Here is a 21,562-nt window from a genome sequence, read left to right as displayed (position 1 = left end):
TTCAACAAGTACGACGTCGAGTGGTACGGCGAACGCGGCCGCACGATCTTCTTCCAGAACGAGAAGGCGTACGACGCACCCAACCAGGCCGCCATCCAGAACGGGAACACGAAGGGCTACGCGGCCTACCGGGTCGACGACTCGGTCGAGCAGCACGAGGGCTGGGGCATGGGCAGCTACTGCTACTACAACGTCGACCCGACCATCGTGCAGGAACACGGCTTCAAGGCACCGGTGAAGCCCGGCGTGAAGTTCCACAACCTGCTGGTCGTCTCGCTCGGCGGCAACGGCCAGTACCAGCACGTCATCAACAACATCGGCTCGCCGACATCGGGAACGTCGACGATTCCTTCGACCGTCACCAACTTCCCCTAGATCCGCTCTTCTTCGGCCCGGACCGGTGACCCGGGAGCGGTGAGCAGGTCCGGTGTCCGGCGGCCCGGACCGGCCCGCCGCGAACGGAGGGCGGCCTCCGGTGGACGTAACCGTCCGCCGGAGGCCGCCCGTTCCGCGTTGTGGGGCCGGGCGTATCAGGAGATGCACCTGCCCGGCCCCGAGGCCCCATCAGGAGCGGGACAGCAGCGCCCCGCCGGCGTACTGCGCCGAATCGCCCAGCTCCTCCTCGATCCGGATCAGCTGGTTGTACTTGGCCGTGCGGTCGGAACGGGACAGCGAGCCGGTCTTGATCTGGCCGCAGCCCGTCGCCACCGCCAGGTCCGCGATGGTGGTGTCCTCCGTCTCGCCGGAGCGGTGGGACATCACGGCACTCCAGCCCGCACGCCGGGCGGTGGCGACCGTCGCGAGGGCTTCGGTCAGGGTGCCGATCTGGTTGACCTTGACCAGGACCGAGTTGCCGACGCCGGTACGGATGCCCTCGCGCACCTGCGCCTCGTCCGTGCAGAAGACGTCGTCGCCGGTGAGCTGGCAGCGGTGGCCGACGCGGGCGGTCAGCTCGCGCCAGCCGTCCAGGTCGTCCTCGGCCATCGGGTCCTCGATGGAGACGATCGGGTACGCGTCGATCAGCTCGGCCAGGTAGTCCGCCTGCTCCGAGGGCGTACGGCGGACCCCCTCGCCCGCGTACACGTAGGCACCGTCGCGGAAGAACTCCGACGATGCCGGGTCCATGATGAGGCCGATGTCCTCGCCGGGACGGTATCCGGTACGTTCGACGGCGCTCAGGACGAAGTCGAGGGCCTCCTCGGCGGTGCGCAGCGCGGGGGCGAACCCGCCTTCGTCGCCGACGCCGGTGGAGTGACCGGCCGCGAGCAGGTCGCGGCGCAGGGTGTGGAAGATCTCGGAGCCCATGCGGACGGCTTCGGCGAAGGTCTTCGCGCCCACCGGCGCGATCATGAACTCCTGGAAGTCCAGCGGATTGTCGGCATGCGCACCGCCGTTGATGATGTTCATCATCGGCAGCGGGAGCAGGCGGGCGTCGGCGCCGCCGAGATAGCGGTAGAGCGGCTGACGGTGGGCCGTCGCCGCGGCCTTCGCGGCGGCGAGCGAGACCCCGAGGACGGCGTTCGCCCCGAGCCGGGACTTGCCGGGGGTGCCGTCGAGCCCGACGAGCGCCGCGTCCAGGCCCGCCTGGTCGTCCGCGTCGCGGCCCACGACCGCGGCCGCGATCTCCCCGTTGACGTGGCCGACCGCACGGTCTACGCCCTTGCCGTGCCACTGTCCGGCGTCCCCGTCACGCAGTTCCACGGCTTCCCGCGCACCGGTGGAGGCACCGGACGGGACGGCCGCGCGCCCGAGGGATCCGCCGGCAAGGCGGACGTCGACCTCGACGGTGGGGTTGCCCCGGCTGTCGATGATCCGGCGGGCGGTGACGGACCGGATGGCGGCGGGCTCAGCTGTCGTGCGGGACATGCGAGGTCCTTCCGTAGGTGCCTGCCGCGGCACTGGTGCGACAGCGCCGGCGCGAGCCGCGACAGCAAAACTCTACAGCAATGCTGTTCAGATTGGCTGTTTAGCTTGGCTGTGCAGTTGTGCTGTTGAGTTTCACCGGGGACCTCCTGGGCCGACCACCTGGGCGGACGCGCCCACAACCGCGGGTTAAAGTGCCCTATGCCCACCCCGGAACCCGCCACCGTCGCCGCCGATCTGCGCACCGCCATGGGCAAACTCGCGCGACGCGTGAAGCATGAGGACCGGATTCCGCACGGCCAGGTCGCCGTGCTGGGCGTCCTCGACCGGGACGGGGCCATGACCACCAGCGACCTCGCCGCGGACCAGCGCGTACGGCCCCAGTCGATGGCCCGCGCGGTCGGCCTCCTGATGGAGCAGGGCCTCGTCGTCCGTCGGGCGCACCCGACGGACGGCCGCAAGTCGCTCGTCGATCTCTCCGAGGTCGGCCGGGCGGCGCTGAAGGCGGAGCGCGACCGGCGGGCCGACTGGCTGGCCCGGGCCATCGACCTCGAACTGACCGCCGAGGAGAAGCAGCAGCTCGCGCACAGCGTGGTCCTGATGGAGCGGCTCGCCGCGTACTGAGCCCGGCCGCTTTTCCCTGTCCCATCCCCAACAGCCGTTCAGGGCCGTTGGGTTAGGCTCGCCTTACAAGAGGTGGAGCCCATTTCGGCCTGCCTCTCCGCTCTTCCCTTCGCACAAGGAGACGTTCATGCCTCCGGTGGACGCCGAGAGCCCCTTCGCCGCCTTCGGTCTGCCGGGCCGCCCCGGCACCGACGCGTTCTGGGCGGCGGCGCGCACGCCCGCGCCGGTCCCCGCCGACGGCGGCTGGCGGACCCTCTTCCTGTGGCGCGGCTCCGAGGCCGTACTCGACTTCGAAAGCTGGTCGCCGCCGGTGCCGTTGCGCCGCTGGGAGGACACCGACTGCTGGTACGCGGAGGTGTCCCTGCCCGCGCGGCTGCGGGTGACCTACCGCGTCCTCGTGGCGGGCGAGGCCAATGCCGATCCGTTCAATCCGGTCGGCGCGGGGGCCGACCGTTCCGTCGCCGCGACGCCGGACGCCCCGCCCCAGCCGCACTGGCCCGCCCTCGGCCCGGACGATGTGCCGCCCCTTCCCCGGACCCGGATCCGCTGGAGCAGCGACCGGCTCGGCGGGCGGCGTACCGTGCGGGTCCATCCGGTGGGCGGCGGCGGTCCGGTGGTGCTGCTGCTCGACGGGGACGACTGGCTGTATCTGCATCCGGCCGCGGCCGCCTTCGACGCGGCCTTCGACGCGGGCGACCTGCCCCCGGTCACCCTGGTGTTCCTGCCGGCCAAGGACCGGGAGGCGGAGTTCGGCTGCCGCCCGGAACTGTGGGAGGCGGTCCGGGACGAGCTGCTGCCCCTGGTGGGCGACTGCGGTGTGCCGGCCGGCCTGGACCGGCTCGTGGTGGCCGGGCAGAGCCTCGGCGGTCTGAGCGCGCTGTACGCGGCGCTGGAGTTCCCGGAACTGGTCTCGCGGGTCGCCTGCCAGTCGGGGTCCTTCTGGTGGGCGCCCGGGGCCGTGGACCTGCCGGATCCGCTGGGCGGGGCGGTCGGCGGCGCCGTCGCCGAGCGGCTGCGCCGGGGGGCCGACCTGTCGCGGCTGCGGTGCGCGTTCGACGTCGGGGAGCATGAGACGCGGATGCTGCCCCACTGCGCGCTGACCGAGTCGCTCACCGAGCGGGCCGGTGCGACCGTGCGGGTCTCGCGGTCCGCCTCGGACCACGACCGGGCGGGCTGGCGGCACGCCCTGCTCAGGGATGTCACCTGGGCCCTGGGCTGAGCCACGGGCAGGGGCGGGCGGTGGCTGGGCCGCCGGGTCGGGGCGGTGCCTGAGCCGCCGGGTCGGGGCGGTGCCTGAGGCCTCGCCCCTACAGGCAGGTCACCGGGCCACGGCCAGGCAGTACGCCTCGTCCCCGGCGAGGAGATTGCGGTGGGTGTCCTCGGCGGTGATGACGCCCCCGTCCAGGACGAGCACCCGGTCCGCCGCGTCCAGGAGCGCCGGGCTGCTGGTCAGCACGAGCGTGGTGCGGCCCCGGCGCAGCTTCGCGACGTTGCGCGCGATGAGCTGTTCCGTGACCGCATCCACGGCCGTGGTGGGGTCGTGCAGGACGAGCACGTCGGTGTCGGCGGCCAAGGCACGCGCCAGGGACAGCCGTTGACGCTGACCGCCCGAGAGGTTCGCCCCCCGGTCGCGTACCACGTGGTCGAGCCCCTCCCGGTGGAGGGCGACGACGTCGGTGAGCATGGACGCCTCCACGGCCCCCGCGATCTCCCGACCGCTGCCCGACGGGTCGATGTTCGTCCGGAGGGTGCCGGCGAAGATCTCCCCGTCGTACGGGTTCACCAGCAGGTGGGCGCGGACCGCCTCGATCGACAGGTCACCGATCTCCCGGCCGCCGACCCGGACCACTCCCCCGTACGTCTGCGGGGCGGCGTTCACCGCGAGAACGGCGGCGAGATCGGCCGCCGCGCGCGGCTGGTAGGCGGCGATCGCCACGAACTCACCTGCGGCGACGGTGAACTTGACCCCCTGGAGCGTGCCATGGTGGACGCCGTCGACTTCCAGGGTGCCGCCGGGCTCCGGGCGTTCGGGGCCCGGTGTCGTCACCGGAGGCGCGTTCAGGACGAGGGCCATGCGCTCGGCCGAGGCGCGGGCCATCATCACGTACTTGGGCATCTCGGAGAACATCTTGAGCGGTTCCATGATGAACTGCGCGAGCCCCACGGCCATGACGAGCTCGCCGATGGTGATCCGGCCCTCGAACGCCAGCCAGCCGGCGGTCAGCGAGACGGCCGTGGCGAGAGCCGCGTTGAGAGCGAGCGCGGTGCCCGCGTAGGTGCCGTTCACCCGGGCGACGGTGATCGCCTGGCGCTTCGCGTCCGCGCTGACCTCGCGGTAGGCCCCGAACGCGGCGTGGTTGCCGCCGAAGCCGTGCAGCGGGCGCAGCCCGATGATCAGGTCGGCGACCTTGGCGCCCGCCCGGGCCACCCGGGCCTGCTGTTCCTGCGTGCTGGCCCCGATCCGCCTGGACATCACGGCGAGGACCGACAGGATCGCGACGGTGCCCACCATCACCAGCAGGCCGAGCCGGAGGTCGGCGAGGCTCAGGGCGACCGCAGCGACCACGATGGCGACCAGGGAGCTGATCAGCAGCGGCACGACCTCGATGATGTCGGCGGTCTGGTCGGCGTCCTCGGTGGCGACGGTCAGGATCTCGCCGGACTTGAGGTCCACGTCCCTGGCCACCGGCTGGAGCCCACAGGCGGCCACCTGCACCCGCCAGCGGTGCGCCTCGGTGGTGTTGGCCTTCTGCAGCACGCGCATGCCGAACCGCCACGACAGGGACACCGTCGTGATGATCACGGCGAGCGAGCCGATCGAGACGCCGAGGGAGCCGAGGCTGCGGTCCTGCATCGTGTGCTCGACGATGAGTCCGAGCGCGATGGGGAACGCGGTCTCCGCCGCCTGGTACAGGCCCATCAGGACGGTGCCCGCGGTCATGGCGCCGATGTTGCGGCGGAGCGCCGTCCGCAGGATGGCGGCCCCGGGGCGGGGCCGCTCGGTGTCAGGAGTCTTCATCAGGGTCAGGAGTTCTCGTCGAGGTGGCGGGCGATCGCTTCGGGGGTTCGCAGGGTGAACAGGTCGCGGATGGTGATGACAGGACCGTACTCGCGGCGGAGCAGTCCGACGAGCCGCACCGCCAGCATGGAGTGCCCGCCGAGGGACACGAAGTCGCTGACCGCGCTGACCTCGTCGTCGTCGAGGTCGAGCGCCTCGGCGTAGAACTCGCAGACGACGCTCTCGGTCTCGGTCTCGGGGCCTCGCTCCCCCGCCGTGGTGAGGGCGCCGAGCGGCCTGGCCTCGGGGAGCGCCTTGGTGTCGGCCTTGCCGTTCACGGTGAGCGGGATGCTGTCGACCTGGGCGTAGTGCGTCGGGCGCAGGAAGTCCGGCAGCCCGGCGCCCACCTCGCCCGCGACCTGCGCGAGGTCGGCGGGGCCCGTGAGGACGAGATGGGCGGCCAGCCGGTACGCGCCGTCGACCCCCGGGTCGGGCTGGGCGACGGCGGCGACGAAGCGCACCGCCGGGTGCGCGGCGAACGCGGCCTCGACCTCGCCGAGTTCGACCCGGTGGCCGCGGATCTTGACCTGCTGGTCGGTGCGGCCGAGGTAGGCGATGTTCCCGTCGGGCCGGCGGATCACCAGGTCCCCGGTGCGGTACATCCGCTCCCCGGGCGCGCCGAAGGGGCAGGCGACGAAGCGGTGCGCGGTCTGGGCGCTGCGGCCCAGGTAGCCGCGGGCGATGCCGATGCCGGACACGTACAGCTCGCCGGGGACGCCGTCGGGCAGCGGTCGCAGCCAGGGGTCCAGGACGTACACCTCGGTGTTGTCGATGGCCACGCCGACGACCGGGTCCTGGCACTCGAAGGTGCCGACGCCGAGGGTGTTGATGGTGTACTCGGTGGGCCCGTAGAGGTTGTAGCCGACGGTGCCCTCGGTCTCGGCGAGGCGCTGCCACAGGGTCGGGGTGACGGCCTCGCCGCCCAGCAGGACGAGCGCGGGACGCCGTTCGGGGTCCTCCAGCAGCCCTTCGGCCACCAACTGCTGCGCGTAGGTGGGTGTCACGTTGATGACGTCGATGCCGTGCCGCAGGCAGTAATCGACGAGCCGGGGTGCGTCGCGGCGCAACTCCTCGTCGCAGATGTGGACTTCATGGCCGTCGGCGAGCCACAGCAGTTCCTCCCACGACATGTCGAAGGCGAACGACACGGTGTGCGCGATGCGGAAGGTCCGGTGGCCGTGCTCGGCGAGGACGGGCTCGAAGATCCGGCGCTGATGGTTGATCAGCATGTTGGTGAGACCAGCGTATTCGGTCACCACACCCTTGGGCTTTCCGGTCGATCCGGAGGTGTAGATGGTGTACGCGGGGTGGCGCAGCCGGTCCGGGTCGCCCGGCGTGAACGTCGTGTACGGCGCGGCCTCCGGCAACGGGCGGTCCAGTTCGATGAGCTCGCCGGTCAGCCGGGGCGACACCGCGCTCACGGTGAGGATCACCTCGGGCCGGGCGTCCTCGACGATCGCGGCGATCCGCTCGTCGGGGTGGTCAAGCTCCAGCGGTACGTACGCGGCCCCCACGCGCAACACCGCGAACAGGGCGGCGATCCAGTCGAGGGAGCGCGGGATCGCCAGGCCCACCGTCGTCTCGGGCCCGATGCCGCGTGCGGCGAGGACGCCCGCCACGGCCCGGCTGCGTTCCTGGAGTTCGCCGAAGGTCAGGGTCGCGCCGCCGGCGACGAGGGCGATCCGGTCCGGGTCGCGGTCGGCCGCGTGGTCGAAGCGGTCGACGACGGTGTCGGTGCCGACCTCGGTGCGCGCGGCGGGTGCGGGGTCAGGGCCGAGTCCGGGCAGCGCGCCCATCGGGCCGGTGGCCCTGGCCAGGTCCTCCAGGACGCGCAGGTAGTCGTCGAGGAGGCGGCGGGCGCTGTCGGCGTCGCCGTGGCGGTGCTCCAGCTTGACCGTGAGCCGGTCGCCGGGTGTGACGACCCAGGTGTAGGGGTAGTGCGTGGAGTCGTCGGCCTGGACCTCGGTGATCCCGTGGCGGGCGTTCATCTCGGCGAACGCGTCCAGGTCCAGGAAGTTCTGGAGCACGAACAGGTTGTCGAACAGGATGTCGTGCCCGGCGGCCCGCTGGATCTCGCCGAGGCCCAGGTGTTCGTGGTCCATCGCCGCCACGCGCGCCGCTTGTACGGAGGACAGGTACGCGCCGACCGAGTCCTCGGGCCTGGCCCGTGTCCACAGGGGGACGGTGTTGAGCAGGACGCCGACGATGTCGCCGTGCCCTTCGCCCTCACGCCCCGAGACGGTGACGCCGAAGACCGCGTCGCTCCGGCCGGTACGGGCTCCGAGGAGCAAGCCGAAGGCTCCGGTCAGTACCGAGTTCAGCGTCACGCCCCGGGCCCGGGCGGCTTCGCGCAGCAGCTCAGACAGCTCGGCGGAGAGGGCGCGCACAAGGGGCTGCGGCAGCGCGTCGGCCAGGGCCGGGGCCGGTCCGGCGAGCAGCGTCGGCCCGGCCAGACCTGCCAGGTGCTCCGCCCAGAAGCGTTCCGCCACGGCCGGGTCCTTGGCGGCGAGCTCCCGGGCATACTCCTCGAAGCCGGGCACGGCGGGCCTGGCGTCCCAGGGTTCGGCGGCGACGACGGCCTCGTACGCGTCGAACAGGTCGCGCAGCAGGATCTCGCGGGACCAGCCGTCCCAGAGCAGCAGGTGGTAGCTGAGCAGCAGCCCGTCGCGGCCGTCGGGCAGCCGCACCACGGTCATCCGGACGAGCGGCGGCTCCCCCGGGTCGAAGCCCTGTTCGCGGTCCCGGGTGCGCAGCTCCTCGATCTCGGCGTCGGTGGCCAGGTCGAGCGTGCGGACGGGGACCCGGAGGCCGGCCGTGAGGAGCTGGACCGGGTTTCCGTCCGCGTCGGTGGTGAAACCCGCGCCGACGACGGGGTGGCGGCCGATGACGTACGCCATCGCCTCGGCCAGCGCGTCGGCGTCCAGACGACGGTCGAAGGCGAACCAGCTCTGCGCGACGTAGTGCCCGGTCTTGCCCGCCGCTTCCGTGCCGGTGCCCGCCAGCTGAGCCTGGAAGTACAGGCCGCGCTGGAGCGGGGTGACGGGTGCGGTGCGCTCGGCCGTCGCGGACGCGTCCGCGATCTGCTCCAGGGCGGTCAGCCAGTGGTCGGTGATCGCGTCGGGGACGGAGTCGGCGAGGGTGAAGGCCGCGTGGAGCGAGCCGGTGCTCTCGTCGGTCCAGGCGTTGACCTCGACGGCGTACGGGCTGTCGCCCTGGTCGGCGCCGGTGATCCGCAGGGCTTCCGATTCGCTGCCCCGGCCGAGGTAGTTGAAGAGAACCTGCGGCCGGGCGGTCAGCAGCGGGGCCGTCTGCGGGTTGAGGTAGCGGAGCCGGCCGTACGCGATGTGCCCGTCCTCGTCCGGCTGGCGTTCAGCGATCTCGTGGGCCGCGGCGACGGGGTCGGTGTGGGCGGTCAGGCGTAAGGGGGCGATGGAGGTGAACCAGCCGACGGTGCGGGAGTAGTCGTGATCGTCCCGGGCCGGGACGCGGCCGTGCCGCTCCAGGTCGACGGCGAGGTCCGTGGGCTCGGTCTGGATCCGGGTCAGCGCGGTGCGCAGGGCTCCGCAGAGCAGCTCGGTGAGTCCGAGGCCGAGCGCGCCGGGCGCGTTGCGGGTCACCCGGTCGCTCGCGCCGGGAGGGAGGACGACGGTGGTCTCCCGGGCGCCTCGGATCGCGGGCACGAGCGCCGGGGCGTCGAGAGTGGTGAGCCAGTGGCCGAGGCCGTCGGCCGCCTCGGCGGACCGCAGGGCCAGCGCTTCGGCGTACGCGGTGTAGGAGGTGGTCGGCGGCGGCAGGGCGGCCCCGCTGCTCAGGGCGGTGGTCAGGTCGTCGAGGAGGACGAGCCAGGACACCGCGTCCACGGCGAGGTGGTGGGCGGTGACGACCAGGGTGCGGCTCGCGGCGAGCCAGGAGAACGCGATGACCTCCCCGGTGGTGGGGTCGAGCCGCCCGGCCGCCTCGTTGGCGGCTGCGGCCGCGTCGGTGGTGTGCCCGGTGACGACGGTGGCTTCACGGGCGGGTTCGGTGCGCAGGGACCAGACGCCGTGCTCGATGTGCAGCCGCAGCCGCAGGGCCGGGTGTGCGGCCACGACGGCGTCGGCCGCGCGCCGGATGTCCGCGGGGACGGTGCCTGCGGGGACGGTGAGGGCCCTGGCCTGGGCGAACCGGTCGAGTGAGCCGCCCAGTTCGCGTTGGCGCAGGATGATCGGGGTGAGGGGCAGGGGGCCGTCCTCACGGCGGGAGGGTCCCGACGGCTCGGGAGCCGGGGCGCGCGTGGCGAGGTGGCCGGCGAGGGCGCGCGGTGTCTTGAACAGGAACACGTCCCGGGGTGCGATCGGCAGGCCGAGTGCCCGGGCGCGGTTGATCACCGTGATGGCGACGATGCTGTCGCCTCCGGCGCCGAAGAAGTCGGTGTCGGCGTCGACGGTGGCGCCGGGCAGGGTCTCGGCGAAGATGCCGGTCAGGGCGGTGAGGGCGGAGTCGTCGGAGCGCGGCGAGGTCTCGTGCCGGGCGGCGTCCTGCTGTGCGGCCCGCTCGGTCAGCGCCCTGCGGTCCAGCTTGCCGTTGACCGTCAGCGGCAGCGCGTCGATCGGCAGGACCCGGCCCGGCACCATGTGCGCGGGGAGCTTGGCGGCGAGCAGGGCGGTGACGTCGGCGGGCGGCTCCCCGACGACATGGGCGACGAGGTGGTCGCCGCTGTCCGCCACCGTGACGGCCACATCGACGACTCCCGTCAACTCCCTGACCGCACCCTCCACTTCGCCCAGCTCGATACGGAAGCCCTTGAGCTGCACCTGGTCGTCCGCCCGGCCCGCGAACTCCAGCTCTCCGTCGAGCGTCCGGCGGGCGAGGTCGCCCGTGTGGTACATCCGGGACCCGTCGGCGGCGAACGGGTTCGCCACGAAGCGCTGGGCGGTGAGCCCGGGGCGGCCCAGATAGCCGAGGGACACCTGGTCGCCCGCGACGTAGATCGCGCCCACCCGGCCCGGCGATACCGGCCGCAGCCGGTCGTCGAGCAGATGGACGGTCAGGCCCGGGATCGGACCGCCGATGGGGCTGGCGTCGTCGCCCCGGGCGAAGTCCTCGTCCGTGAGCACCCGGTGGGTGACATGGACGGTGGTCTCGGTGATGCCGTACATGTTGACCAGTTCGGGCGTACGGGTGCCGTGCCGCTCGACCCAGCCGCGCAGCCGCCCGAGGTCGAGCGCCTCGCCGCCGAAGACGATACGGCGCAGCGCCGTGACCGGCTCCTCGGCGTGCAGGTCGGCCTCGATGAACTGGTAGAAGGCGGACGGGGTCTGGTTGAGGACGGTCACGCCGCGTTCGCGGACCAGCCGGTGGAAGTCGACCGGCGAGCGGGTCAGCCCGAACTCGGGTATGAGCAGTTCGCCTCCGTGAGCGAGTGCGCCCCACAGCTCCCAGACAGCGAAGTCGAAGGAGAAGGAGTGGAAGTGGACCCATACGTCGGCGGGGCCGAAGTCCATGTCCGGCCGGGTGTTGGCGAGGAGCGTCGTCACCGCGGAGTGCGGGACGACGACGCCCTTGGGCCGGCCGGTCGAGCCCGAGGTGTAGATGACGTACGCCGGGTCTCCCGGGCGGACGTCGGGCGCGGCGGGTTCGGCCGCGGACTGCGGGAGGTCCTCGCCCTGGACGAGCACGCGGGCCGCAACCCCGGCCCTCTCCAGCAGAGCGGTGAAGCGGCCCTGCTGTTCGCGGTCCACGAGGACGACCTGCGGGGCGGAGTCGGCGAGGATGTACTCCAGCCGCTCGTCCGGGTAGGCCAGGTCCAGCGGTACGTACGCGCCTCCGGCGGTGACGACGGCGACCAGGGCGACGACCTGTTCCAGGGAGCGCGGGACGGCGACGGCGACCCGTTGCCCGGGGCGGATCCCGGCGGCACGCAGGGCGGAGGACAACGCGCCCTTCTCGGCTGCCAGTTCACCGTAGGCGAGGGAGCGGGTGGCGCCGTCCAGCGCGCACTGGGTGACGGCGGTGGCCGCCGGGTCGCGGTGCGCGGCGGCGTCGAACAGCTCGCCCAGAGTGGCCAGGGCCGCCTCCTGCGCCGGAGCCCTGCCCGGCGCGGCGAGCAGGGCGTCGACCGGTGTGTCCGGGCGGCCGAGCAGTTCGGTGAGGGTCCGGGAGAACGTATCGAGAACGGCCTCGGCGCTTGCGGGGCGCAGAAGTTCACCGTCGTAGATGAGGTTGAAGCGCACCCGGCCGCTCTGTGCGCGTTCGACGACGAGCGTCAACGGGTAGTGCGGCGCGCCCTCGTTGACGATGCCGGTGATGACGAGGGTGTCGTCGGGTCCGCGCAGGGCGGCCACATCGGTGGCGACGTCGAAGACGACCAGCGTGTCGAACAGGGTGCCCGTGCCGCTCTGCCGGCCGATCCGGGCCAACGAGACGTGCTGGTGCGGCAGGACCGCGCCCTGGTGCCGCTTCACGGCGTCCAGCAGGTCGTACGCCGTGTCGGTGGCGGACCAACGGGCCCGCACCGGAATCGTGTTGATGAAGAGGCCCACCAGGTCACGGATGCCGGGGACGTCGGCGTCGCGTCCGGAGACGGTGGAGCCGAAGACGACGTCCCTGCTGTGCAGCAGCCCGCCCAGGGTCGCCGCCCACGCGCTGTGCACGGCCACGCTCAGGGAGACTCCTGCGGAGCGTGCGGCGACGTCGATGTCCTCGTCGGGCTCCGCCATGACGTCGGCGAACCGGTCGGAGGGGGTGTGGCCCTCGGCGACCAGGGACGGGCCGGGCAGTCCGGCGAGCTCCTCGCGCCACACCCGGTCGCTCTCGTCCTGGTCGCGGGCGGCGAGCCAGTCCACGTAGTCGCGGTAGCCGCCGTGCGCGTACACCGATCCCGGCGCGTGGTACTCGGTCAGCAGGGTGCGGAGCATGGGCGGCACCGACCAGCCGTCCGCGATGATGTGGTGCACGGTCTGGACGAGGACCCAGCGGCCCGCGTCGGAGCGGACGAGCGTGTAGCGCATCAGGGGTCCGGTGGCGAGGTCGAATCCGGCCCGCCGGTCCCGCTCGGCGAGGTCGCGGATCTCCTCGTCCGTGCGGGCGGGGCCGTCCAGGGTGGTGAAGGGCGCGCGCCTGCCGTGTTCGACGACGGAGACGACCCGTCCGTCCGCGAGGGCCGTGAAGCGGGCTGCCAGGTTGGGGTGGAGGGTGAGCAGCCGGGTGGCCGCCGCCGCCAGCCGGTCGGCGTCCACGTCGCCGTCCAGCGTCATCACCTGCTGCTCGACATAGCTGCCCGTGGCGTCGTCGTCGAAGACGGAGTGGAAGTAGAGGCCTTCCTGCAGCGGGGTCAGCGGCAGGATGTCGTGCAGTGCCGGGCCGTCCAAGGCGTCGACGTCGGCCTGGGTCAGCGGCACCAGCGGGAAGTCGCTGGGTGTGTGGCCGCCGTCCTGGAGCGCGGCGATTCCGGTGAGGGCAGCGCGGAAGTGGTCGCCGAGGGTGGTGATGTCGTCCTCGGTGAACACGCCTTCGGGCCAGGACATGGTGGTGACCAGTTCGTAGGCCCCGCTCGCGTCGGGTTCGGCGATCGCGTTGAACTCCAGGGCACGCGGCAGCCGCATGCGGGGGTCGCGCTTCTCGCCCAACTGCCCTGTCGTTCCCGCGAGCTGCCAGTCGCCCCCGCTGCCCGCGTCGAAGCGGCCCAAGTAGTTGAAGAGCACCTGAGGTGCGGGGGTGCCGGTCGGTCCGTCGGGGTTCAGATAGCGCAGGGCCCCGTAGGAGAGGCCGCCCGCCGGTACGCGGGCGAGGTCCTCCTTGACCGCTTTGAGGGCGGCGGCGAGGTAGGCGGGCGCGGTGACGTCGCTCGCCGTGCCGGGATCCACAGTGACCGGGAAGAGCGTGGTGAACCAGCCGACGGTACGGGACAGTTCGGGCTCGAAGCCGGCCGCGGGCGCGACGAAACGGCCTTCGCGGCCGTGCCCTTCCAGTTCGATGTGGGCGAAGGTCTGATCCTGGCCCTGGTCCCGCCGCCAACGGGCGAGGGCGACGGCGAGGGCGGTGAGCAGGACGTCGTTGACGCCCGCGTGGAACCTGGCGGGGATCTCCCCGAGCAGTGCGGCCGTGTTGGCGGGGTCGACGGAGACGGTCCGGGTCCGTTCGCGTGCCACGGTGTCGGCCGCGGTGAGGGCCCGCCTGCCGATCGGTGCGTCGGCGGCGGGCAGCGTGGTGGCGTAGTGCGTACGGTCCGCGTCGAACGGGGTACGGCCCAGGAGCTGCGTCCACCGCCTGAACGACGTTCCGACCGGCGCCAGTTCGACGGTCCCGCCCGCCGAGGCCTGTCGCCAGGCAGTGGCGAGGTCGTCCATCAGGATGCGCCAGGACACCCCGTCGATGACCACGTGGTGGGCGACCAGGACGAGTTGGCGTGCTGCGCGGCGCCAGACGGCGCGCAGCATGATGCCTCGGTCCGGGTCGAGCGCGGCGGTCGCGAGGGCGACGCAGTCCTCGACCGGGGCGTCGCTCTGCTCCCAGCAGCGGGCGGTCGCACCGGCCTCGGGGATGTCGAAGCCCCAGCGCTCGCCGCGTACCAGCCGGGCGCGGAGCATGTCGTGCCGGGTGAGCACGGCTGTGAGGAGGTGGTCGAGGGCCTCGGGGGTCAGTTCGGCCGGGGTGGTGAGGACGACCGACTGCACGAAGCCGTCGATGGCGTCGGTGGTCTCGCCGAGCCACTGCACGATGGGTGATCCGACGACGGTGCCGGTGGCGACGTCGCCGTGGTCCACGGCGGCGACGGACTCCCGGCTCGCCACCGCCGCCAGTGCCCCCACGACGGTGTGGGTGAAGATCTGGCGTGCGCTGACATGGAGGCCGACCTCACGCAGGGCGCTGAGCAGGGAGATCGCCAGGATGCTGTCGCCGCCGAGCTGGAAGAAGTCCTGGTCCGTGCCGACGGCGTCCAGGCGCAGCACCGCCGCGACGGCCTCGCACACCAGCCGTTCGTTCTCGGTGGCGGGCGTCTGGAGGGCGCCGGTGTCCGTGGCGGGCTCGGGCAGCGCGTTCCGGTCGACCTTGCCGTTCGCGGTGAGCGGGAACTCCGGCAGGACGACGACATGGGTGGGCACCATGTACTCCACCATGTTCGCCGCGGCCCATGCCTTGAGGTCCTCGGCGCTCAGGTCCTCGTCGCGGCCTGCCGGGATGACGTAGCCGACCAGGTAGGTGCCGCCCGCCGTGTTCTCCTTCGCGACGACGCAGGTGTGCCGTACGCCGGGGTGCTCGGCCAGAGATGCCTCGACGTCCTCCAGCTCCAGCCGCATGCCCCGGATCTTGATCTGGTTGTCGGCGCGGCCGAGGAAGTCCAGTGATCCGTCCGGGGCGTATCGCGCCAGGTCGCCGGTGCGGTAGAGCCGGGAGCCGTCGGTGGCGAAGGGGTTGGCGACGAAGCGGGAGGCGGTGAGGCCGGGCGCACCCACGTAACCGCGCCCCAGCAGGAGTCCCCCGACGTACAGTTCGCCGCCGACGCCGACCGGGACGGGGCGCAGTTCGTGGTCGAGGACGTAGAGCTGGGTGTTGGGGTTGGCCTTGCCGATCGACGTCGACAGGCGTGTCGCGGCTCCCCGGTAGATGACGTGGGAGACGCCGATGGTCGTCTCGGCGGGGCCGTAGCCGTGGTAGAGCGGGATGTCGAGGCGGGTGCGGAAGCGTTCGTACAGCTCCGGGGTGAGGACCTCGCCGCCGCACCAGACGTGCCGCAGGCTGTCGAGGCGGCCGGAGTCGCCCACGAGCTCCAGGAGGACGTCCAGCATGGAGGAGACCAGGTAGGTGAAGGTGACGCGCTGTTCGGCGATGACGCCGAGGAGGTGGTGCGGGTCGCGTTCGCCGCCGGGCCGCAGGACGATGAGCCGGCCGCCGGTGGTGAGGGGCAGGAAGATCTCGTTGACGGAGATGTCGAAGGAGAGCGGGGCCTTGAAGAGCGAGGCGTCGTCGTGGCCGAACCGCAGGATCTCGCGGGACTGCCAGAGCAGGCGCTCGCTGATCGCCTCGTGCCGGATCATGGCGCCCTTGGGCCGCCCGGTCGAACCGGACGTGAAGATGACGTAGGCCAGCGAGTCCCCGGGGAGGGTCACGTCGGGCGCGTCCGTCGGGTGGGCGCCGTACTTCCAGTCGTCGAGGTCGACGGCGACGGCGTCCGGTTCCCCGGCGTCGGCCTTGCCCGTGGCGTTGAGCTGGAGGATGATCCGGGCGTCCTCGGCGACGACGGACCGGCGGGCGGCGGGCCATCGGGGGTCGAGCGGGACGAACGCGCCCTTGGCCTGGAGGACGGCGAGGAGGCCGACGACCATCTCGGCGGAGCGGCCGAGGGAGATGCCGACGACCTGCTCGGGCGCGAGGCCGCGCTCGAGCAGATGGTGGGCCAACTGGGCTGACAGCTGGGCTGTTTCGCGGTACGTCAGTGAGCGGCGCTCGTCGACGATCGCGACGGCGTCCGGCCGCAGGCGTGCCTGCTCGGCGAACAGCTCCATGACGGTCGGGCGGGCCCGGTCGGCCCGGGTGTCGTTCCACCGGGCCAGTTCCTCGGCGCGTGTCCGGGGGTCGGACGGGCCGATGGTGCCGAGGGGCCGGTCCGGGAAGTCGGCCAGGTCGTCCAGGGCCCGCTGCGCGTCGGACCGGTCGACGCCGGGCGGCACGGTTATGCCGAGGGTCTGTACGTCGGTCTCCCACCCCCCAGCGCCGCTCGTGCCGTTGTCGAACCGTCCGAGGAGGTCGGGAAAGGGGGTGGTGGGCGTGAGGTCCATGCCGTCGGGGCCGGTGCCGGTCGCCCAGTACGCGAGGGAGACGGCACACGCCTCGACGACGGCCCGTTCGCTGTAGTCGCCGATCCGCCGACGCAACGAGGCCAGCCGAGTGGGGGAAAGCAGTATGCGAGAAGCGCCCGGTTCCGACATCGAAGTCTCAGCATCCTTTCGAGGCGTGCGAGTTGAACGAGCGTTGGTCTGGTTCTCCGCTAACTTCCCTCGCGCCAGGCGCGCCACAGCCGGGCGTACTGGCCTCCCAGCTCGACCAGTTCGCTGTGTGTTCCCTCCTCCACCACGCGTCCCGCCGAAAGCACGGCGATCCGGTCCGCGGCCATCGCCTGGGTCAGCCGGTGGGCCACGAACAGGGTGGTCCGGCCGGAGCAGGCGGCCAGCACGGCGCGGTCCAGCTCGGCGGCGCCCTCGCTGCCCGCCTCGGCGGTCGACTCGTCGAGCACGACGACCGGCGACCTGGCGAGCACCAGCCTGGCCAGGGCCAGTTGGGCGACCTTGGTGACGTCCAGGCGTTCGCCGCCCTCGCCGACAGGGGTGTTCAGGCCGTCGGGGAGGGAGGCGGCCCATTCCCCGGCGCCGACCGTGCGCAGGGCGTCCATCAGGTCGTCGTCGCTCGCGAGGGGTGCGGCGAGCCGCAGGTCGTCGGCGAGCGGTCCGGAGAACACGTGGGTCTCCTGGGTCAGGATGCTCACCAGGGCACGGGCCCCGGCCTCGTCCATGCCCGCGAGGTCGTGGGTCCCGATGTGCACCGCCCCGGCCTGCGGTCTGCCGATGCCGGCGATGAGGGCGGCCAGGGTCGACTTGCCCGCGCCCGTCGCCCCGACGAGGGCGAGCGAGCCGCCGGCCGGGATGGACAGGGAGACGTCCCGCAGCACCGGGTCCTCGGCCCCGGGGTAGGTGAACGTCAGGTCCCGGACCGTGACCGGGTAGGGCGCGACGGCGGCGGTGGCGACCGAGGCGTCGCCCACCAGGCGCTCCTCGGAGGGCTCCGAGAAGACGCCGACCAGACGGGTGAGGCTCGCGCCGGACTTCTGGGCCTCGTCGAAGGTGAACATGATGGCGCCCAGCGGGGTGAACAGGCGGTGGAACATCAGCGGGGCCGCCGACACCTCGCCGAGGGTGGCGGCGTCGGCCTCCAGCAGGGCGTACCCGACGACCAGGATCAGCACGAGTCCGATGAACTCGGCCCGGTTCTCGCGGCCGACGAACCGGCCGAAGAAGCGGAACACCTCGATGCCGAGGTTGCGCACCCGCCAGGACTCGTCCGTGACCTTCTCGCGTACGGCGTCCTCCAGGCGGTAGGCCCGGACCGTGTCGATGCCGTTGAGTCCGCTGATCAGGGCCTGGGCGCGGTGGGCCTGGGCCGCCCGCTGCTTGCGGTAGAGGGGCGCGGAGCGGGGCAGGTACCAGCGCAGTGCCAGCGCGTAGGCGGGCAGGGCGCAGGCTCCGGCCAGGCCGAGCCGCCAGTCGAGGCCGAACATGCCGATCGTCGCGATGCCGACCAGGACACCCGCGGAGAACACGGTGGGGACGGCCGTGCGGATGCCCTTGGAGATGACGGCCACGTCGTCGCCGACGCGGGAGAGCACGTCTCCCCGGCCGACCTCCTCGACGCGTGCGCTGGGCATGCCGAGCACGGCGCGTACGGCTTCCTCGCGGAGCCGGGCGAGCAGTTCGGCCCCGAGCTTCCCGATCAGGAAGGTGGAGGCCGCGGTGGCCGCCGCGCCGAACAGGGCGGCGGCCACCATCAGGATGCCGACGGTGAGGAGTATCGAGCGTGACTCGCCCCCGACGACCCCGTCGACGACCTGGCCGAGCAGCAGCACCGGGAGCACTTGGAGCGCGGCCCCGGCCACCGTGGTGAGGACGGTGGAGGCCGACAGCCAGGGGGCCTGCCGGCAGTGCCGGGCCACCCAGCGGGCGGCTTCTCCCCCCGTCGCGGTGCGCAGGGTCGTGGGGGTGATGGGGGTGTCGGTGACAGTCACACGGAGACCGATTCTCGCCGGGGGACGGGCCGTCGGGTGGTCATCGCTACTTGGCCGACTCGACGAGCTCGTCGATCGCGTACGGCAGGGAGAGCAGGGTGCCCTGGGACATCGCGGCGCCGACCGCGGGGCCTTCGCTGTCCAGGAGGTAGGAGACCTTGCCGTTCTTGACGGCCGGCAGGTTGGCGAACAGCTCGAACTTCTTGAGCGCTTCCGTGTCGGCCTTGTCGTTGACGACGAAGATGCGGTCGACGTCGATCAGGTCGATGCGCTCGGGCGAGAGCTCGGTGGAGAAGCCGCCGTCGGCGATCTTGTCGATCTCGGTCTGGTAGGTGAATCCGGTGCCCGTGACGAGCCGTCCGCGTACGTCGGTGGAGGTGAAGGCCGAGATGGAGTCCTTGTACCAGGACAGGGCGACGGCCTTCTGCCCGCCGAAGTCCGGGTTGGCCTTCTTGGCGGCGTCCAGCTGGGTCTGGATGCCCTTGATCAGTTCGGCGCCCTCCTTCTCCTTGCCGAGCGCCTTGGCGATGTGGGCCGCGTTGTCCTGCCAGGGGGCGCTGAAGAGTTCCTTCTCGCCCTTGGTGCGGCCGACGGTCGGGGCGATCTTGGAGAGCTTCTCGTAGGCCGCCTTGTCGACCTCGGAGTAGACCGCGATGATCAGGTCGGGGCGCAACGAGGCGATCTTCTCGAAGTTGGGTCCTGCGTCCCCGTTCTTCATGACGACCTCGGGGCGGGCGTCGCCCCACTTGTCCTTCACCCAGGGCCACTGGGTGTTGATGTCGGGGGTCTGGCCGGCCGGGTTCGGGTACTGGTCGACCATGCCGACCGGCTTGATGCCGAACGCCAGGACGGCCTGGTCGTCGGTGTAGCCGACGGTGACGACCCGCTGGGGGGCCTTCTTCACCTCGGTGGACCCGAACGCGTGCTCCACGGTGACCGGGAACGCGCCTTCGGCGGCCGCCGGGGTGTCGTCGTTCTTCTTTTCGTCGGCCGAGTCGCTGCCGCATCCGGCGAGGAGGCCGACACCGAGGGTGGCAGCGGACACCGCCGCGGCCAGTCTCTGCCACGGCTTCCGGTGCGTCGTTCGATGGAGAAGCATCCGTCAAATCCCTTGCTTTCGCGCTGTCCACTGCGCCCCGGTATGAGGGCAGCCAGACTGTACCCCGAGCAAGTGAGGCTAGCCTAGCCTTACCGGTCAACTTTCCACTGGTCAGGACGAGTTGAACCTGCCGTATCGTCAAGATCCTTCAAGCGCGCTTCTGTTCGATTCTCGGATTACGCTTCGGTTCGCACATGGGCCCGGCCGATCGGAACGATCAGCGGCCGGTCGCCCACCGGGTCGTCGATCACCTTGGCCCGCAGCCCGAACGCCTCGTGCAGCAGCTCCGCGGTGATCACGTCCCGGGGGTGCCCCTGGGCCAGGACGGCTCCCCCGCGCATGACGACGAGGTTGTCGCTGTAGCGCGTGGCCAGGTTGAGATCGTGCAGCACCATGACGACGGTGCAGCCCGACTCGTGCAGATCGTCGACCAGATCGAGTACGTCGATGGCGTGGGCCAGGTCCAGATAGGTGGTCGGCTCGTCCAGCAGCAGCAGATCGGTGCCCTGGGCGAGGGTCATCGATATCCATACCCGCTGGCGCTGGCCACCGGACAGGGAGTCCACGGTCCGGTCGGCGAGGTCCGCCACCCCGGTCATGGCCAGGGCGCGCCGCACCACGTCGGCGTCGTCCGACGACCACTGCCGCAGCCAGCTCTGGTGCGGGTGGCGCCCCCGGGCGACCAGGTCGGCGACGGTGAGCCCTTCCGGGGCGACCGGCGCCTGCGGCAGCAGGCCGAGCTTCTTCGCCACGTCCTTGGTCCGGAGTGTGCCGATATCCTCGCCGTCCAGGACGACGGTGCCGCCGGCCGGTTTGAGCAGCCGGGTCAGGGTCCGCAACAGGGTGGACTTACCGCAGCCGTTGGGGCCGATGATCGTGGTGATCACCCCGGACGGGATCGCCACGTCGAGCTGGTCGATGACCGTCCGGTCGCCGTACCCGACGGTGACGCCCCTGGCGGCCAGCCGCGGGGCGTCCTTGACGCCGGCGTCGGTCCGGGCGGTGAACTGAGCGGCCACGAGCCCCCCTTGTTGAGGTCAGCCTTACTTCTACCATCTAGCGGAGGTTCGCCCGTACCAACAGGTAGACTAGGAACGGGCCGCCGATCACGGCGGTGACCACGCCCACCGGGAGACCGATCGGCAGCGCCGCGCGGGCGATCAGATCGGAGCCGATCAGCAGCAGCGCGCCCACCATGCCGGAGGCGATCAACGGCGGTGTGGGCCACCGCGCCAGACGCATCGCCACCTGTGGGGCCACCAGCGCGACGAACGGGACCGGACCCGCCGCGCTCACCCCGACGGCGGCCAGCAGGACCGCGCAGAGCAGCAGGACGGCCCGCACCCGGCCGAACCGCACGCCCAGCCCGGCGGCGACGTCGTCGCCGAGGTGCATCGGTTTGAACGGGAAGGCCACGGTGGCCACGACGGCCAGCAGGACGAGCGTGGCCCAGAACGCCACCCGGACCTCGTCCCAGGACCGGTTGTCCAGCGAGCCGACCAGCCACACCTGGGCGCGCGCCACGTCCCGGATGTCGGCCGAGACCAGCAGCCAGGTCGTGATCGCCTGCATCACGGCGGTCACCGAGATGCCGATGAGGATGAGCCGGAAGCCGTCGACGCCGCGCCGCCAGGCGAGGAAGTAGACCAGCAGCCCCGTACCGAGGCCGCCGAACAGGGCGGCGGCGGGCAGCCCGACCGAGCCGGTGATCGCCGCGGCGGTCCCGCCCGTCGCCGTCACCAGGAACACCGCGACGGCCCCGGCCCCGGCGGTGATCCCGAGGATGTCCGGGCTGGCGAGCGGGTTCCGCGCCACGGACTGGGTGATCGCCCCGGAGACGCCCAGGGCCACGCCCACGATGAGACCGGCCAGGGCCCGGGGCATGCGGAGGTCCATGACGACGAACTCGTCGACCTGTTCGCCCCGGCCGAGGATGGTGGCGATCACCCGGGAGAGGCCGATGGGGAAGTCGCCGACGCTGATCGAGAGGCAGAAGATCAGGAAGGCCGCCGCCGCGAGCACCAGGGTGACCAGCACGAGCCAGGGCCGCCAGACGAACGACACCCGGCCGAGCCGCACACCGGCCGGCATCGACGCCTTCACTTCGGCCCCACCGGCCCCACCGGCCCCACCGGCCACTTCGGTCCCGTTCATGCGCTCCTGA

The 21,562-nt window shown here is 72.1% G+C and carries 9 protein-coding genes and 1 pseudogene; 3 read left to right on the top strand and 7 right to left on the bottom strand.

Translation table 11 applies throughout. The features are described from left to right. Nucleotides 1–375 (top strand): annotated as a pseudogene (locus IE134_RS24035) (coagulation factor 5/8 type domain-containing protein); the annotation flags it as partial. 189 nt (nt 376–564) lie between these two features. On the opposite strand, the gene eno reads toward IE134_RS24035, so the two are convergent. Beyond that, nucleotides 565–1,866, bottom strand: a complete 1,302-nt coding sequence (gene eno / locus IE134_RS24030; protein ID WP_030722607.1) for a phosphopyruvate hydratase — start codon at nt 1,864–1,866, stop codon at nt 565–567. Nucleotides 1,867–2,064: 198 nt separating this feature from the next. Between eno and IE134_RS24025 the strand changes: the two genes are divergently transcribed. Together IE134_RS24025 and IE134_RS24020 are read left to right on the top strand one after the other, a co-directional pair. After that, a complete protein-coding gene (locus IE134_RS24025; protein WP_189431657.1) occupies nt 2,065–2,487 on the top strand; it encodes a MarR family winged helix-turn-helix transcriptional regulator in 423 nt (140 codons plus the stop codon). A 127-nt stretch (nt 2,488–2,614) separates the two neighbouring features. Continuing rightward, nucleotides 2,615–3,706: an alpha/beta hydrolase-fold protein gene (locus tag IE134_RS24020; RefSeq protein WP_189431654.1), complete on the top strand. Its 1,092-nt coding sequence runs from the start codon at nt 2,615–2,617 to the stop codon at nt 3,704–3,706. A 99-nt stretch (nt 3,707–3,805) separates the two neighbouring features. On the opposite strand, the gene IE134_RS24015 is transcribed toward IE134_RS24020, so the two are convergent. The 6 genes from IE134_RS24015 to IE134_RS23990 form a co-directional block, all read right to left on the bottom strand. Then, on the bottom strand, nt 3,806–5,506 hold the full coding sequence (locus IE134_RS24015; RefSeq protein WP_098020212.1) for an ABC transporter ATP-binding protein: 1,701 nt from the start codon (nt 5,504–5,506) through the stop codon (nt 3,806–3,808). Nucleotides 5,507–5,511: 5 nt separating this feature from the next. Then, a complete protein-coding gene (locus tag IE134_RS24010) occupies nt 5,512–16,452 on the bottom strand; it encodes a non-ribosomal peptide synthetase (protein WP_189431653.1) in 10,941 nt (3,646 codons plus the stop codon). Nucleotides 16,453–16,511: 59 nt separating this feature from the next. Next, a complete protein-coding gene (locus IE134_RS24005; RefSeq protein WP_189431651.1) occupies nt 16,512–18,299 on the bottom strand; it encodes an ABC transporter ATP-binding protein in 1,788 nt (595 codons plus the stop codon). A gap of 46 nt (nt 18,300–18,345) precedes the next feature. After that, nucleotides 18,346–19,398, bottom strand: a complete 1,053-nt coding sequence (locus IE134_RS24000; RefSeq protein WP_030722628.1) for an iron-siderophore ABC transporter substrate-binding protein — start codon at nt 19,396–19,398, stop codon at nt 18,346–18,348. A 176-nt stretch (nt 19,399–19,574) separates the two neighbouring features. Continuing rightward, a complete protein-coding gene (locus tag IE134_RS23995; RefSeq protein WP_097885685.1) occupies nt 19,575–20,417 on the bottom strand; it encodes an ABC transporter ATP-binding protein in 843 nt (280 codons plus the stop codon). A 37-nt stretch (nt 20,418–20,454) separates the two neighbouring features. After that, nucleotides 20,455–21,552 carry a FecCD family ABC transporter permease gene (locus tag IE134_RS23990; RefSeq protein ID WP_189431650.1) on the bottom strand — a complete coding sequence of 366 codons (1,098 nt, stop codon included), beginning with the start codon at nt 21,550–21,552 and terminating at the stop codon, nt 20,455–20,457. Nucleotides 21,553–21,562: the final 10 nt, after the last annotated feature.

Source organism: Streptomyces rubiginosohelvolus, assembly GCF_014649875.1.
In the GTDB taxonomy this organism is placed as follows: Bacteria; Actinomycetota; Actinomycetes; order Streptomycetales; family Streptomycetaceae; genus Streptomyces; species Streptomyces rubiginosohelvolus.
The sequence above is the reverse complement of the archived record's forward strand: the minus strand, read 5'-3'. Positions and strand labels throughout refer to the sequence as shown.

Excerpts from the sequence above, each read along its gene's own strand:
- eno (WP_030722607.1), bottom strand. The coding sequence starts at position 1,866 with ATGTCCCGCACGACAGCTGAGCCCGCCGCCATCCGGTCCGTCACCGCC.
- IE134_RS24025 (WP_189431657.1), top strand. The coding sequence starts at position 2,065 with ATGCCCACCCCGGAACCCGCCACCGTCGCCGCCGATCTGCGCACCGCC.
- IE134_RS24020 (WP_189431654.1), top strand. The coding sequence starts at position 2,615 with ATGCCTCCGGTGGACGCCGAGAGCCCCTTCGCCGCCTTCGGTCTGCCG.
- IE134_RS24015 (WP_098020212.1), bottom strand. The coding sequence starts at position 5,506 with ATGAAGACTCCTGACACCGAGCGGCCCCGCCCCGGGGCCGCCATCCTG.
- IE134_RS24010 (WP_189431653.1), bottom strand. The coding sequence starts at position 16,452 with ATGTCGGAACCGGGCGCTTCTCGCATACTGCTTTCCCCCACTCGGCTG.
- IE134_RS24000 (WP_030722628.1), bottom strand. The coding sequence starts at position 19,398 with ATGCTTCTCCATCGAACGACGCACCGGAAGCCGTGGCAGAGACTGGCC.
- IE134_RS23990 (WP_189431650.1), bottom strand. The coding sequence starts at position 21,552 with ATGAACGGGACCGAAGTGGCCGGTGGGGCCGGTGGGGCCGGTGGGGCC.